Genomic DNA, 18,087 nt, shown 5'->3' with positions numbered 1-18,087 from the left:
CCTACGGAGGTTTTTATGGATTTTGTGCTCTTAACCTTACTCCACTTTCACCACCTTCAGCGTCGCTTGCTGCTCAGCCGTCGCAACCTTCAAGAAATACATCCCCGTCGGTAACGCACTCACCCCAAACTCCTCTTGGTGGGTGTTGGTCTCAGGCACAAATTGGCGGCTCAAAACTTCACGGCCTGCGGCATCGCTCAATGCCGCTTGCACCACTTGCCCCTTGCTATTTTGGATTTGAAGGCGGAGGGTGTTGGTGACGGGGTTGGGCATTACATTGGCGAATGCTCCGTTATCAGTTATCTGTTTTCCGTTATCCGACCCTTGCCCATTTGCTCCTTGCCCTTTGCTTTTTGCCTCTTGCTCCTTGCCATTTACCCCTTCTCTCGCTGCTCCCACACCTACCCCGTCTTTCGACTGGATTCGGAACCAATATTCTTGATAGGCTAACACGTTCCCTTGAGGTTTACGGGTCGAGGGGTAAATGCTGCCCCAGCCTTTTTGATCCCAGTAACGAATGCCTAACTTGTACAACCCTTTCGGCAAACCTGCATCGTACGAATTTCCTCCTGCGCCGTTGTCTTGGTAAAAGCCGTAGGCGGGATGGTTTTGAGCGTACAATTCCGTCCAGCCTTCACGGTTGGCGTACATGAAATACGGCGCATTATTTTCGTGCGTGTTGAAAGAACGAATTATGCCCATTTCTGGCGTCGCTAACATGTCAAACGTCAGCGAACCTTCGGTATTTAATCCACACGCTTCTACGTTGATGGTCCAGTAACGAGGTGCCATTTTATTGGCATTTTCTACGTAATACAAAGTCGGATTTACTTGCGTGCTTTGTTCCAATTCAGGGCCACCGTCGCGCGTGATGAATTGACTACTCCACGCCGAACGGTCATTTACCTTTACTGCCGATTTAGATTCACCAATGTTGATCAACGTCACCACAAACGCATTCCAGTACACCTCCTTGCGAACGCTTTCGGCGCTCTGACAACCGCCCTCAAAAAGGCACTTTGCCCAGTAACTCTGCTTCGTCACGTTGCTGAACGACACTTCAAAACTTGAAGTAGTTACGCCCGTGTTCCAGAAAGTTTGGCTACCTGCGGGACAGTTGGCTGAAATTTTCACTGTCGTGCCTGTACAGACTATCTCTTGAGACACCGTAATGATTGGCGCTACTTGGGTTGGTGTTAAAGTGAATGTCACCACATTGCTCTTTTCACTTACACAACCATTCTCCGTCTGACAACGAGCGTAGTACGACGTCGTTTGGCTAGGTACAGTCGATGGAAGACTTGGCAAAGCAACGTTGGTGCTGGCATTGTACCAAACTGTCCGCAGACTTCCGCAGGACGATTGGCCACTGAAACTTGAGCCGCTGTTGCAACTTCCCGTCGAGGACAATGAAACCGTTGGTGCCGATGGAATTACTACCAATTTTAACCGCATCACTCCAGATTCACTTTCTACACAAGATGCAACTCCTCCCGATTGGCGACAACGTACTCGGTAATTGTGGTACTGATTATCCACCAAACCAACGGGCAAACCCGCGCTGTATTCGCCACCGTCCACCGAATAAATCGTCACTTCATTTGCCCCACAATTGGCATTAAAACTAAGAGGTATATTCACCAAACTACACACTTCTTTGGTCTCGCCCACAGCTACACTCACACCGTCCACTAGCAGAGACACATTTTGTGGAACAGTTGAACGATAATTAATCGTCAACTCAATCGGATTCGTGTACGTCACAGCACAACTCGCATCGCAAGCTGCTTGGTAGCGATGGGGTTGGTTATTGGACAATTGGGAAACTGGTGGATTGGTCATCCACTCGCTCCACGCACCACTGCCCACTTGTACCCGCCAAACGGGATTGCCCACTACGCAAGAACCCGAAACATTAAACTGCAAACCGTTAACAGGATTCGCATCCGTGTCGCAGAAGGTTTGGCTGTTGCCTTCGTTAAGCGTTTGTTGTAAAGTAGTCAACGTAATCGTAGGTTTGCTTATCACTGTTACCGTAAACGAACACTCCGCTGTCTGACCATTCGCCGCCGTCACTTTGAACGTATTGGTCGTTATTCCAACGGGAAAAACACTGCCCGTGGGTAAGCCCGCGATTTGTGTCGTCACTGCTCCCAAACAATTATCCATTCCCACGGGAGGGGTAAACGTAATCAACTGACCTGCACATCCAACCACGTTGGCTGGACAAGAAATCGTGGGCGCTATGTTGTCAAGCACCGTATAGACAAAGCTCCAGACTGCCGTATTCCCTTCACAATCCGTATAGGTGTAGGTATAGGTTCTAGTCCCTTCGCACAACAGCGGATTTGGGCTGTTGGTTATCACGGGCGCACTCGGAGTTAATACCTCCCCGCAAGCACTCATCACCGTCGGTGGCGTTGGCGCTACCGCTAACGCTGGGTCATACACCGTCGCCGAACCATTCGCTGTCGAAATCGTAAACGGCTCCCGTTCAATGGTATAGACAAAACTCCACGTCGCCGTAGCGCTTCCACATACGTAGCTATACGTGTAAGTACGCGTCCCTTCGCACGTCAATGGGTCGGGGTTGTTGGTAATTACAGGGGCGGATGGTGTAATCGGATTGCCGTTGCAGTCATTGACCACAGGAAGGCTTGGAGCAATGGCCAAAGCAGGGCAAGACACCACGGCCGAGCCATTGACAGGAACCACCAACGCTGGCACCGTCCCTGGAATCGTCGTCACCGATGACTCTGGACTCATTTGATTCGCATCAGAATTGCACACACAACGCGTTTTGATGGTTTGGGCGGGTCCCGTCTGTGCATAGGTCGGTAGCGTTGTACTCCAACCGCCGACATTGAGCTGGTATTGTAAGGTCGAACCGACGGGGCAACTGCCACTTGGGGCGGAAATACTGCCACCACCTATCGTACAACCTGCCTGACAAACACTGTTGGTCACTTGCACCGCGGGAGCTGCTGCTGTCAACACGGGACAAGCTGGACACGTGCCTGGTACGGTCGTTACCGTGCTCGTCGGGCTTGATTTAGTCGCGTCGGCAGTACAGTTACAACGCGTTACTATCGTCTGCGCGGGGCCTGTTTGCGCGTAAGTAGGCAAAGTCATGCTCCAATTTCCGCCGTTATCGGTTGAGTATTGTAAGGTCGAACCTACGGGACAACTACCACTTGGTGCGCTGATACTACCACCCGATGCCGTTCCGCCATAAGTCATACAAACACTGTTGGTCACTTGTACCGCGGGCGCTGCTGCTGTCAAATCGGGACAAGTTGGGCACGTGCCTGGAACGGTCGTTACCGTGCTCGTTGGACTTGATTTAGTCACGTCGGCAGTACAATTACAACGCGTTATTATCGTCTGCGCGGGGCCTGTTTGCGCGTAAGTAGGCAAAGTCATGCTCCAATTTCCACCGTTGTCGGTCGAATATTGTAGAGTCGAACCTGCGGGGCAGCTGCCACTTGGTGCGCTGATACTACCACCCGATGCCGTTCCATTAAACGTTGTACAAACACTGTTCGTCACTTGTACCGCTGGGGCTGCTACCGTCAAATCAGGACAAGCTGGACACGTGCCTGGAACGGTCGTTACCGTGCTCGTCGGGCTTGATTTAGTCACGTCAGCAGTACAGTTGCAACGCGTTATTATCGTCTGCGCAGGGCCTGTTTGCGCGTAAGTAGGTAAAGTAGTACTCCAATTTCCACCGTTATCGGTTGAATATTGTAAGGTCGAACCTGTGGGGCAACTGCCACTTGGTGCGCTGATACTACCACCCGATGCCGTTCCATTAAACGTTGTGCAAACACTGTTCGTCACTTGTACCGCTGGGGCCGCTGCTGTCAAATCGGGACAAGCTGGGCACGTACCTGGCACGGTTGTTACGGTGCTCATTGGACTTGATTTAGTCACGTCAGCAGTACAGTTGCAACGCGTTATTATCGTCTGCGCAGGGCCTGTTTGCGCGTAAGTAGGCAAAGTTGTACTCCAATTACCGCCGTCGGTTGAATATTGTAAGGTCGAACCTACGGGGCAACTGCCACTTGGTACGCTGATAACACCTCCCGAGGCCGTTCCCCCATAAGTTGTGCAAACACTGTTCGTCACTTGTACCGCGGGCGCTGCTGCCGTCAAATCAGGACAAACCGGGCACGTGCCTGGTACGGTTGTCACAGTACTCGTTGGGCTTGAGTTAGCTCCACAGTTGCAACGCGTTACTATCGTCTGCGCGGGTCCCGTTTGCGCGTACGTCGGCAAAGTCGTGCTCCAATTTCCACCGTTGTCAGTCGAATATTGTAAGGTCGAACCTGCGGGACAACTGCCACTTGGCGCGCTGATAACACCTCCCGATGCCGTTCCGCCATAAGTCATACAAACACTGTTGGTCACTTGTACCGCGGGCGCTGCTGCCGTCAAATCAGGACAAACTGGGCACGTACCTGGAACCGTCGTTACCGTGCTCGTTGGGCTTGAGTTAGCTCCACAGTTGCAACGCGTTACTATCGTCTGCGCAGGGCCTGTTTGCGCATAAGTCGGCAAAGTCATACTCCAATTTCCACCGTTGTCGGTCGAATATTGTAAGGTCGAACCTGTGGGACAGCTGCCACTTGGTGCAATGATACTACCACCCGAGGCCGTTCCCCCATAAGTCGTACAAACACTGTTCGTCACTTGTACCGCTGGCGCTGCTGCCGTCAAATCGGGACAAGTTGGGCACGTGCCTGGTACGGTTGTCACGGTGCTCATTGGGCTTGAGTTAGCTCCACAGTTGCAACGCGTTAAAATCGTCTGCGCGGGGCCTGTTTGCGCGTACGTCGGCAGGTTTACACTCCAGTTACCACCGTTATCCGTTGAATATTGTAAGGTAGAACCTGCGGGACAACTGCCACTTGGCGCGCTGATAACGCCCCCCGAAGCCATTCCCCCATAAGTTGTACAAACGCTGTTCGTCACTTGTACCGCTGGCGCTGCTGCCGTCAACACGGGACAAGCTGGACACGTGCCTGGGACAGTCGTTACCGTGCTCGTTGGACTTGAGTTAGCTCCACAGTTGCAACGCGTTAAAATCGTTTGTGCAGGCCCTGTTTGCGCATACGTGGGCAAAGTCGTGCTCCAATTCCCACCGTTATCGGTCGAATATTGTAAAATCGAACCTGCGGGGCAGCTGCCACTTGGCGCGCTGATACTACCACCCGATGCCGTTCCATTAAACGTTGTACAAACACTGTTCGTTACTTGCACCGATGGGGCTACTGCTGTCAAATCGGGACAAGCTGGGCACGTGCCTGGGACGGTCGTTACCGTGCTCGTTGGGCCAAAACTTGCGGGATTAGCATCACATGTACAACGAGTCAAGATTGTCTGCGCAGGGCCTGATTGAGCGTAAGTCGGTACCGTTGTGCTCCAGTTACCGCCGTTATCGGTCGAATAGTATAAGCTCGAACCTGCGGGACAACTGCCACTTGGTGCGCTGATAACGCCACCTGAGGGTGTGCCCCCTACTGTTGTACAAGTGCTGTTAGTCACTTGGGCTATTGGTGCTACTGCGTCAAACGTACCCTGATATTCGTACGCGCCCATATCTACCCTGCCACTATTGTAAAACCGTGGATTTCCTCCCAAATCTAAACTCCCTACCGTAGCTGACGTGGTAGCAGGGTCACCTGCATTGATGGCGGGTGAGCATTGTTGAAGGCGAAAATCGCCGTTCGCGGCGTTGACAAAAAGAGGATCAGCAGACAGGTTCCCCGTACCAGTATAACCGCCCTGCACAATGGAATAACTAACCACTGGTGCTATATTAAAATAACTTATTTGCTTTGACGATGAGGAGGATTTATTACCCTGAAAGTTCCCCCAGGCAATAGAGTTAGTTACAAATACCGATGTTTGAGAATCGTTACTATAAAGCCCTCCTCCTTCAATAAGCCCAAAAAACGGTTCTGGCTCAGTAGCGGAGTTCTCATAAATGATGCAATTTGTAAATGTATAAGTACCAATCTGTAAAAAGGCTGCACCGCCGATATACCTTGCTTGGTTGCGAATGAATGCACAATTCACAAAAGATGGCGAGGAAGACTCAGCATACACACCTCCTCCATTTTGATTAGAAAAATTGTTTCGAATGATACAATTACGGAACAATGGAGAAGCATTGACATTCCTTATCCCCCCTCCTTCGCTTCCATTCCCTGTACCAGAATTATAAGCATCCTGTATAATCACCCCATCCAAAATGGCGGTATTGTTTAGGCCACCCCCATCATTGAAAATCACGCGAAAACTGTTATCATCCTCATGGCCTGAATCACCAATATCCCCACTCAAAATAGTAGGGTTAAGTGTCCAGTTTCTATCCGACATCACAGGATTACCCGAGTTCGGAAAGCCTCCATAAATAGCCACGCCATTGACCATCGAGAAAGATATGCCACGGTCAATACCCGATGTAGGTTTATACGTTCCCGCCGCTACCCAGATTTGAGACACACACGAAGGATACGTGCGAGCCACGTTAAGTGCCGATTGTAAATCCGTATAAGCGTTCGCCCACGAACGACCGCTGTTGTTACCAGAGGCCGACGCATTGACGTAAACAATGCCATTACTCCCAATACAACTACTACACACATCGTAGGTAGCTTGGTACTCATACGCGCCCATATCCACTACGCCACCACCTGCAATCGCATCCACCCGATTTTTACCATCTAAATCGGTGGTAGGGGCACCCGTAGAGGTACCCGCATCTATTGCGGGCGAACATTGCTGTAAGCGTAAATTACCTGTAGTGCCTAAGCCAATAGCTGGTTGGCTCACAAAGAGGGGATTTATATTTTTATTACCGACGCCCGAATAGCCACCCTCCACGATACTGTAAGTCACAGTGGTGGAACCGCCATTGGTGTTTGAAATTCCGCTGCTGTTACCCCACAAAATACAATTGGTCAGAGTCACCCCAGCTCTGTTACTTGCTACTACACCACCGTTACTTTGGGATACATTGCCTGTAAAACTGCAATTTTTAAAGCTGGGAGTGGCTTGTTCGTTAGATACGGCTCCGCCATTATAGGTAGCCGCATTTCCGTAAAAGCTACAATTGATGACTACAGGTGATGAAAAATTGTTGTACATGGCGCCTCCGTTAAAGCCCGCTGAATTACCCCTAAAAATACAATTTGAAATAGTAGGAGAAGCATTAGTGTTGTGCATCCCAGCACCTATCTGTTCTGGGCCAAATCCAGTATTGGCATTTCCTTCGGTAACAACAAATCCGTCGAGGATAGCACTGCTGGTTAATCCATTATTATCGTTACGGATGACATAGCGAGAATTATCTTCGTTAACTCCAGGTGACCCTAAATCTCCGCTAAGAACAGTAGGGTTAGTAGTCCAGTTGCGGTTGGCCATCGTACCAGAACCATCATTAGGGAAGCCTCCATAAATAGCCACGCCATTGACCATCGAGAAAGAAATGCCACGGTCAATACCCGAAGTAGGTTTATACGTTCCCGCCGCTACCCAGATTTGGGAAACGCACGAAGGATTGGCACGAGCCAGGCTAAGTGCCGATTGTAAATCCGTATAGGCATTTGCCCAAGAACTACCATTGTTACTGCCCGAAGCTGAAGCATTGACGTACACGATACCTCCCGAAGTGCCCACTGATTGGTATTCGTATGCTCCCAGGTCCACTATTCCACCACCTGGGTTAGCATCCACGCGGTTGTTGCCGTCGAGGTCGGTAGTGGGGGCATCAGTAGCAGTACCCGCATCAATGGCGGGGGAGCATTGCCACAAACGCAAATCACCAGTAGTAGTAGGGGCAGCTGTAAAGTCGGGCTGACTTACAAACAATGGATTATTTGTGGTCAAAGTACCATCTAAGTTACCAGTCCCCGAGGGATTTAGCCCTTGTATCAAACAATGTGTATAAGAAGAAGTACTACTCGCATCGTTATAAACACCACTACTATTCCCCCACAAGATGCAGTTTTTGAAGACAGGATTGGAGCTATAATTAGCTATCCCGCCATAGTTAATAACCGCCCAGTTACCTGAAAAAGTAACATTCGTTAGAATGGGAGAAGAATTCGTATTACGCATTCCACCTCCAAAATTATCTCCATAGTTACCAGAGAATATACAATTTGTCAACTTAGGAGACGAAGAAGATTCATTATCCATCCCGCCACCATATTCAGCCCGATTTCCTTTAAAAGATACACCTCTCAGGTCAGGGTTAGAATTGTCTCTGTTATACATACCACCTCCTTTGGGGGAATAATTGCCCGAGAAAGTACAATTTGCCAAAGTAGGTGACGAATTTTGATTATACACTCCCCCCCCTGCTACAATACTGCCCCGATTGTTTAAGAAAGTTACATTCGTCAAGGCAGGATTGGAGTTAATGTTATACATACCACCGCCATAGTCATAACCTGTATTGTTTGAAAAGCTGCAATTTAAGAGGCTTGGAGATGCGTTTTGATTATACATCCCTCCACCATAATGGGCCACATTTGATAAGAATTTACAATTGTTGATACTGGGAGAAACGTTGATATTGCACATCCCTCCTCCATTGCCATTACCACTGCTACCACTTATATTATTGCCACCCGTAATGGTAAAGCCATCTAATAACGAATTGGAAGGAGTCAAGTCATTGTTGACGTTCTTAATAACTATATAGCTATTATCTTCGTTACCTGTAGCGCCTAAATCCCCACTGAGAATGGTTTCATTCGTTGTCCAATTGCGTGCTGCTAACTGTGTCTCCGTACCATTAAAACCACCGTAAATAGCCACATCTCTGACCATGACAAACGAGGCATTACGGTCAGATGCGTGGGGTTTATACGTCCCTGCTGCTACCCAAATTTGCGAACCGGGGCAAGACGACACCAACGCCTGCTGTAACGAAACAAACGCATCTGCCCACGAACTACCATTGTTAGCCCCGCCTGTAGCGTTGACATTGACGTAAACCGTCGTGCCCCTAGCCCCAATCGTATAAGTTTGATCCGTAAAAAGATCGGGATTGTATTTGAGGCGAATCCGTACGGTGTAGGTACCTGGCGTCGTGCCAGTGCCAGTTGTCACGTCAAACGGTTCGGCGGCGATACTCGTAAAGGTTGGATTCCCCGAAAAGCTGGTTCCCGAAACAATGGCGTATTCCACAACGTCGTTGGGAAAACCGTTGAGGTCGCCCGTTAAGTCAATGTTTATGCTGCCTTGGTTAGAACCACAATTGGGCAACGTCGGCGTAACGATGGCCGAAAAAGCCGCCGTACCGAGGCACTGAATAATCACTTGACCACCTGAGGAGTTGGCGTTCGGAAAATTACTTTGATTGGTTCCAATATTATAAGAGCCGCCTCCGCTGCCACCACTGCCGCTGCTGGTGCCCGCATTGCCACCGCTGTAGCCGCCACCGCCGCCACCGCCGCTGCTGCCACCACTACCACCAGCCCCAAATCCACCGCCACCAAATCCAACATCACTGCTATTCATTGGGGCAGAGCCGCCAGTACCATCGTAGCCGCCACCACCCGCTAAACTGCTAGTGCCGTTTTGGCCATTTCCGCTCAAACCACCACCGCCACCACCGCCGTTGCTGGCACTGCCGCCGTTGGAGCCCGAGTTGGTAATGGGCGCACCTCCCCCCGCACCGCTGCTAAAATCAGCACCTGCGCCGCCGCCGCCACCTGCCAGTACCAACACCAAACCCGACGATTGGATTTGTACGCCCGAGCCACCACCACCTCCGCCAGCCTGATTAGCTGTTTGGCCGCGGGTCCCTGCAATGGCCTGAAGAACTTGGCCCGAAGCCACAAAAAAATCACCACTCATTGATGCCCCGCTGCCTCCAGTGTTGGAGGGGAAAACGAGCTTACTTCCCCCAGCCGCTCCCCGGGCCGTGATTCTTACCTTATAAATGCCACCCGATGGCACTTGCCACGATTGTTTGGTACCTTTTGTATTGGGATCAGGCGCAGAAATATTCAGCACTTCGCCTGAGCAGGTTTGGGCATGGCTTCCCAGGCAAAGTACACTGCACAGAATCAATAAAAAAAGTTGAAGAGTTTGTTTCATAACTTACTTTGTGAATGGGTTGAAAAATGAGTAGGGTATTTTTTATTGGTAAGATTAGCGAACACTACCCTGTTTACAAAAATTGTCGCATCACAAAAACATCACAAATCACAACCCCCTAATAATCAGACTATTTCTACAAGCAAAAATGCCTTCAAGTGACTTGAAGGCATTTTTGCTTGTAGAAATAAGGAGGTACTTTCAACGATAGAGCAAGCTCATTTTAACCCTAAATAGTATCCGAAAAATCATTCCACGTCACCTCTTCAGGCAGGTCTATTTTCTTCCTAAGCCTAAACCACACGTTACGAACCGCATTCGGAGAAACTCCCAGCGATGAGGCCATTTCCTTGGAATCCAGTTTTAGTTTGGCCAAGGCCATAAAGCGAATTTCGGCAGGTGATATGCTCGGGACTTTTTCTTTCAAACGTGACAAATAACCCGTGTGCACTTCTTCAAAAAGCAACTTAAAACTACTCCATTGTTCATCGGTAAGTAGCGAATTACTTTGCAATTGCCGAATACTTGCGTCATTACTTCCCCGTTCGTTTTCGGCCTCCAACATTTCGATTTGCTTGTTTTTCGCCACGATGATGTTCGTAAACTCTTCCAGCTTTAGCTGCGCCAACATCTGCTCGCGTTTGGCTTTTTCTTGTTCAAGCATCAGTTGTTTTTCTGCCTCTTGTTGCTGAATTTTTAACTCTTTTTCCCTCACCTTCATCAACAAGCGTTGTCGATGTATCCCGACAAAAGCTATGCCCGTTACCAACAGAATAATCACAATCGTAATGATTCGGTTGAGTTTTTGCTGGCGGATATTTTCATCAAGCGTCATTTCGGCATGCTGTCTGCGCTCCGTTTCTAGCTTCAAATCGGCCTGAATTTGCACATTTTTCCCCCTGCGTTTTTCCAACACCTCCGTCCAATAGTTAATTGAGTCTTTGTGAAGCACTACCAACGACATATCCCCAACCACCTTGTAATACTTGCTTAGTAACTGGTGTAATTGCAGATGATCCGACTCGTTGCCTTGGCTGTAGGTAGCTTTTTGGGCTAGTGGAAGGAGTTTACCAGCCTCTGCCATGTTGTTTTGGGATAGATACAAGTCCGCCAAGCCAATCGCAAACCGACAGGTATTGTCCAACAAGTTGTGCTTACTAGTTTCTTCGATTCCAATTTTATAATGTTGGATGGCACTTGTCAAATTTCCTAGCCCTTTCAGCACATGCGCCTTATTCCCCATCAATATTCCATACCACACTTTTTTATCGTCTTTGTTGGCAAAGTCCCGATGGAACATTTGCAGCGATTTATCCACGTAAATCTGCGCAGAGTCATAGTTTTTAAGTTTTAAGTACGACACTCCCACAATGTCCAAGGTCAAAAACTTCTCCACTTGGTTGATGTCGTATTTTTCTACTTCTTTACCATACTTAACAGCACTGGCAAAATCATCAAATTGATAAAATATCCGCGTTACTCCACTCAATAACAGTCCTTTTTGGGTGGACATCCCTTCTCCCAATGCACTGCTGTAGTCAATCGCCTTGTTGAGAAAATACAATGATTGCACATCTTGTTGGTAATTAAGACTCAAATTAACTGCGTACAAAAAAGTAAAGGCTGATTTGATTTCCGAAAAATCCAATTTATCCGCCTCTTCTAGGCTACTTTTGTACCAGTCTTCAAACGTTCGTAAATCCACTTTGCTACTTCGTTGGAGGTAATCCATTTTGGCCAACTCCGCAATCAGCAGCGCTTTGTCATCCTTGTGCCGTTTGGCCGCTAACTCCGCTACAGCCACCCTAAACAAATACCCTTCTTTGCTTTTTAAGTGGGTAAACAAATTTGAACGAATGGAATCAATCATCGTCCAACGCTTAGGATAAGGGTATTGATAGGCGATGTCGTAGCTAGAACTGTACGCTTCGGGATGATGTAAATCTTGCCCAATGCACTCATTAATGAGTAAAAAAAGCAGCAAAAAAGCGGCAAAAAAGTACTGTTTGTGTTTACACCAAATCATACATTTTATTAGGTACATTTACCAACGTGGTTTGTACTTGAAGTTAGAGTAGGAGTTTAGTCAGTTTCATTGAGAGGGTAAATTTAGAGACAAAAAACAAACAAAAAAAGTCCTGAAGCTTTACGCTCGCAGGACTTTTGGTATATAATTCTCTAATTCTACTCTACTTTCACCACCTTCAGCGTCGCTTGCTGGTTAGCCGTCGAAACCTTTAAAAAATACATCCCCGTCGGTAACGCACTCACCCCAAACTCTTCTTGGTGGGTGTTGGTCTCGGGCACAAATTGGCGACTTAAAACGTCACGCCCTGCGGCATCGCTCAAGGTAGTCTGCACTAGTTGCCCCTTGCTATCTTGCACTTTCAAGCGAAGCGTATGCGTGACGGGGTTGGGGAGAACCATGGCGAAGGCGCCGTTCTCAGTTATCGGTTGTCCGTTATCCGACCCTTGCCACTTGCCCTTTGCCACTTGCCTCGCTGCTCCAACCCCTACCCCGTCTTTCGACTGGATTCTGAACCAATATTCTTGATAGGCCAACACATTTCCTTGTGCTTTCCGCGTCGAAGGATAAATACTGCCCCAGCCTTTTTGATCCCAGTAGCGAATGCCCAACTTGTACAACCCCTTCGGTAAACCTGCATCGTAAACGTTACCGCCTACGCCATTATCTTGGTAAAAGCCGTAAGCGGGATGGTTTTGGGCGTACAATTCTGTCCAGCCTTCGCGGTTGGCGTACATGAAGTAAGGCGCGTTGTTTTCGTGCGTGTTGAACGAACGAAGCACACCCATTTCGGGCGTCGCTAACATGTCGAACGTCAATGAACCGTTTGTCCCCAACGCACAGGCATCCACGTTAATCGTCCAGTAGCGGGGCGCTTGTTTATTGGCATTTTCTACAAAATATAGGGTTGGATTCACTTGCGTACTTTGTTCCAATTCAGGACCGCCATCTCGCGTGATGAACTGACTGCTCCAAGCACTTGGGTCGTTGGTTTTTATCGCTGATTTGCTCTCGCCAATGTTTATCAACGTCACCACAAACGCGTTCCAGTAAACATCTTTGCGAACGCTTTCCGCACTCTGGCAACCGCCTTCAAAAAGACACTTTGCCCAGTAACTCTGCTTCGTCACGTTGCTGAACGACACTTCAAAACTTGAAGTAGTTACGCCCGTGTTCCAAAACGTTTGACTGCCTGCGGGGCAGTTGGCTGAGATTCTCACCGTTGTGCCTGTGCAGACTATCGCTTGACTCACCTTAATCACGGGCGCAACTTGGGTTGGCGTCAGGGTAAACGTCACCACATTGCTCTTTTCACTCACACAGCCATTTTCCGTTTGGCAACGAGCGTAGTAAGATGTCGTTTGGCTAGGAACGATGGCGGGAAGACTTGGCAAAGCCACATTTGTGCTGGAATTGTACCAAACCGTCCGCAAACTCCCGCATGACGATTGTCCACTGAAACTAGCCGATGGATTACAACTGCTTGTCGAGGACAATGACACTGTCGGTGCTGATGGGATGACCACCAATTTTAACCGCATCACACCTGATTCTGACTCTACACAAGAAACCATCCCTCCCGATTGACGACAACGTACGCGATAATTATGATACTGATTATCCACCAAACCAACAGGTACGCCTGCGCTGTATTCGCCACCATCTACTGAATAAACAACCACTTCATTTGCCCCACAATTGGTAGTAAATGTAAGAGGCATGTTCACCAAACTACACACTTCTTTCGTCTCTCCTACGGCTACTGTTACTCCATCCACGAGCAACGACACATTTTGTGGAACGGTCGAACGATAATTAATCGTCAACTCAATCGGATTCGTGTATGTCACAGCACAACTCGCGTCGCAAGCCGCTTGGTAGCGATGGGCTTGGTTAGTGGATGATTGGGAAACTGGGGCATTGGATGACCAGTCACTCCACAAACCACTGCCCACTTGTACCCGCCATACGGGCGTACTTACTACGCATCCGCTCGTAATGTTGAATTGTAAACTGTTCACTGGATTTGCATCCGTATCGCATAAAACTTGAGAGTTGCCTTCGGAAAACGTTTGTTGCAACGTCGTCAACGTAATCGTGGGTTTGCTTATCACTGTCACCGTAAACGAACACTCCGTCGTCTGACCATTCGCCGCTGTCACTTTGAAGGTATTCGTCGTCACTCCTACGGGATACTGCACACCAGTTCCCAAACCTGACGTCTGGGTCGTTACAGCACCTGCACAATTATCTGTGCCAACGGGGGCAACGTACGTCACAAGCGTACCCTCATAAACTACAATATTGGCGGGACACGTAATCTTGGGCGCTTCGGCATCAACCACTGTCACCGTAAACGAGCACTCCGCCATTTGGTTATTGGCATCCGTTACTCGAAACGTATTTGTCGTTACTCCCACGGGGAACGTCGCCCCCGAAGCTAAACCTGCGATTTGCGTAGTCACCGCTCCTGAACAATTGTCACTGCCTACTGGAGCCATGTACGTTACTGCCGCCCCGCACTGACCCGTTGTGTTATTCACCGTAATATTGGCTGGACACGTAATCGTTGGGGCGGTATTATCTACTACATTCACCGTAAAAGTGCAACTACTTGTATTATCGCTGTTGTCCGTTACAGTGATGGTCACAGTACTATTCCCTGATACTATTGTTCCCGCTACTGGCGATTGGGTCACACTTTTTATCCCACAATTATCAGACTGGGTAACCAAATTTTTATAGTCTGGCATAAGAGCCGAGCAATTCAACCCTAGCGCTAAGGTTTGGGTAGCTGGGCAAGTGACAGTTGGTGGCTCATTGTCAACCACCGTCACCGTAAACGAACACTCCGCCGTTTGGTTATTGGCATCCGTTACTCGAAACGTGTTTGTCGTTACTCCCACAGGGAAGGTAGCCCCCGAAGCTAAGCCTGCAATCTGAGTCGTCACAGCGCCTGAGCAGTTATCAGTCCCAACGGGTGCGGTATAAGTTACTACTGCCCCGCACTGACCTGTTGTGTTGTTCACCGTAATATTGGCGGGACACGTAATCTTAGGCGCTTCGGCATCGACCACCGTCACCGTAAACGAGCACTCCGCCGTTTGGTTATTGGCATCCGTTACTCGAAACGTGTTTGTCGTTACTCCCACAGGGAAGGTAGCCCCCGAAGCTAAGCCTGCTATCTGAGTCGTCACAGCGCCTGAACAGTTGTCACTGCCTACAGGAGCCGTATAGGTCACTACTGCCCCGCACTGTCCTGTTGTGTTATTCATCGTAATATTGGCGGGACACGTAATCTTAGGCGCTTCGGCATCGACCACCGTCACCGTAAACGAACACTCCGCCGTTTGGTTATTGGCATCCGTTACTCGAAACGTGTTTGTGGTGACACCAACGGGGAACGTCGCCCCCGAAGCTAAACCAGCGATCTGAATCGTCACAGCGCCTGAACAGTTGTCACTGCCTACTGGAGCCGTGTACGTCACTACCGCCCCGCACTGACCCGTTGTGTTATTCACCGTAATATTGGCGGGACATGTAATTTTAGGCGCTTCCGCATCGACCACAGTCACCGTAAACGAACACTCCGCCGTTTGGTTATTGGCATCCGTCACTCGAAACGTGTTTGTCGTTACTCCCACGGGGAACGTCGCCCCCGAAGCTAAACCTGCAATCTGAGTCGTCACAGCGCCTGAACAATTGTCACTGCCTACTGGAGCCGTGTACGTCACTACTGCCCCGCACTGGCCTGCGGTACTATTCACCGTAATATTGGCGGGACACGTAATTTTAGGCGCTTCCGCATCGACCACAGTCACCGTAAACGAACACTCCGCCGTTTGGTTATTTATTGAAGTTACTCGAAACGTGTTTGTCGTCACTCCCACAGGAAAGGTGGAACCTGATGCTAAACCTGCTATTTGCGTTGTCGTTGCGCCTCCGCAATTATCGGCACCTATAGGTGCTGTATAAGTCACAATTGCACTACATTGACCCAGTGTATTATTCACCATAATATTGTTGGGGCAGGTGATGACAGGTACAGTACAATTAAAATCCACGACATCGTCGTCAAATCCTGGACCCTGTGCTCGAACACTGGTAGCGAATAAGCACGACAGAGCTAGTGCCAATCCTGTGATTATCTTTTTTAAATCGTTCATGATATTGGCTTAGTTTTTGATTGAATGGACACCTCTAAGGTTGACTTTTGAGTTATCCTTAGTCGAATCACTAGTAATATTAAAATCACTAGTAATTGTCAGCGAACTGGCTGAAGGTAAGAGTTGGCCTTGTGTGATTAGTTCAAAACGACCATTCCCTGAAGAGGTTGCATCCTCATTTACATTAAACCAATATTCAAAACCATTCCCAGTAATTTCCATCTTCTTATCTAGGTACCTGTCGTTGAGAAAAAGCCGGGTGCCTGCTGGCAGATTGAAATTTTCAGCCTTGATCTTAAAACCCTGTTTTACGGGTGTTACTAAACCCAAACTCAGCACCTCCGCATCAACAAACGGCCTTGAGTCAATGCTCAGGTTTTTGCCATTACTACTTCTACAATAAAAATTCACTTCTGGGTTTTCGAGTTTTTGTGCATCGAAATAGTCATCACCAGATTGCGAATTATTATCAAAATTTATAACCATTCGATCCCAGAACGTCGTGCTGTCTTCTAGACGTAGTTGCAGCCCGTAGGTATTATCGCCCCTGTTATTTAAAATAATTGTAGGTGTGCTGGTACGTTTCATGGCTTCTGTTAACGCGCAGCTGCCAGAACTGGCAGTAAGTGTGGTGATAAATGAACCAAAGATTGGCATGACAAAATTGGAAGAGCCAAAGGTATAGCTGGTATAGCCACCTTTGGTTCCCTGATAGGCATCCCACACAAAGAAAGCACTGCCTATGTTAGTTCGGATGATTGCATCAACATTTACAGATGCAGCGTACGGGTTGCCTACTATTACAAAATTAGTATTGGTACCCCTAGTAAAAGGTATGCTTCCACTTCCCTGTTTAATCTGAGAGCCTGTTAAATCTATAGTCACTGGACTGGGTGTGTACGAATTCTGGCTAAGCCCTTCACCTACAGCGCCACGTACTAATACTCGTACGACACCATAAGTACCCCAAGCATTGACTCCCGTGCCATTAGTACTGGTAAATGCACTCCAGCCAGGGTTGTTTCCTGAAGTAGAATTGTCGCCCGTAGTTGTATTAAACCAGAAAGCCGAAGGGTTATTTGTATCAGAAGTGGAGAAACCATTAACTGTCCCGCCGTTACCAGTGATGTCAATGTCATCAGTAAGTTGGGTGAGGGGCAGACTGCCAGCGAATGGATGGGCAAAGAAACGGAAAGCCCTTCTGCCGCCGGGTATGTAACGTTCTATGGTTATATCACCAATGATTGCGCCTTGGCTGTTACCGATGCTACCTGTGTTGGTAGCATTTGAAGTAAGGCGCAGCCGGCCACCAGTAGTCAGTGTAGCCCCGGCAGCTGTGCTGAGCACGCCGTTGAAGTTTAGCGTATTTCCCAGCAACGAGCCGTTGGCTACAAAGCGAAGGTGCCCCACACCACTCACGCCGTTACCATAGTTGGTAAGGCTACCATTGAGTATGACTGTATCGTCGGTATTAATCGTCAGCTCTACGCCGCTGGAGATGGTGAGCGTCTTGGCTGTAAAACTCCCAGGTGCAACACTGGATGCGATGATGGCATCGACGGTAGCAGTAGGCGCGCCATTGCTCCAGGAAATACCATTCCAGGTCGATTGCGCAAACGTATTTTGTCCCAACAATAATAAGACTATTCCAACAGGCATAAGCCATAATCGGGATGAGAAAAATGGAAGTAAAATAGTATTCATATGTATTAGAATAGATTGACAAAATAGTTACAATTGACGTTCATATCGGATTCAGTAGTAGTTAAGCAATAC

At 48.6% G+C, this 18,087-nt stretch carries 4 protein-coding genes; all 4 read right to left on the bottom strand.

Annotated elements, in window-relative coordinates; all coding sequences use genetic code 11:
• Positions 1–36 precede the first annotated feature (36 nt).
• The 4 genes from FHS57_RS11690 to FHS57_RS11675 all read right to left on the bottom strand — a co-directional run bounded on the left by FHS57_RS11690 (position 37) and on the right by FHS57_RS11675 (position 18,015).
• Positions 37–10,119, bottom strand: coding sequence for an HYR-like domain-containing protein (locus tag FHS57_RS11690; RefSeq protein WP_183973768.1), 10,083 nt, complete (start codon positions 10,117–10,119; stop codon positions 37–39).
• 229 nt (positions 10,120–10,348) lie between these two features.
• Entirely contained in the window at positions 10,349–12,145 is a 1,797-nt protein-coding gene (locus FHS57_RS11685) for a helix-turn-helix transcriptional regulator (protein WP_183973760.1), read from the bottom strand.
• A 158-nt stretch (positions 12,146–12,303) separates the two neighbouring features.
• Positions 12,304–16,311, bottom strand: coding sequence for an HYR domain-containing protein (locus tag FHS57_RS11680; RefSeq protein ID WP_183973758.1), 4,008 nt, complete (start codon positions 16,309–16,311; stop codon positions 12,304–12,306).
• 9 nt (positions 16,312–16,320) lie between these two features.
• Positions 16,321–18,015 carry a hypothetical protein gene (locus FHS57_RS11675; RefSeq protein WP_183973756.1) on the bottom strand — a complete coding sequence of 565 codons (1,695 nt, stop codon included), beginning with the start codon at positions 18,013–18,015 and terminating at the stop codon, positions 16,321–16,323.
• Positions 18,016–18,087: the final 72 nt, after the last annotated feature.

Origin of the sequence: Runella defluvii, from assembly GCF_014195535.1 — a bacterium.
GTDB classification, from domain to species: domain Bacteria; phylum Bacteroidota; class Bacteroidia; order Cytophagales; family Spirosomataceae; genus Runella; species Runella defluvii.
Note: the sequence above shows the minus strand (reverse complement) of the source record. Positions and strands in the feature narration are given on the sequence as shown.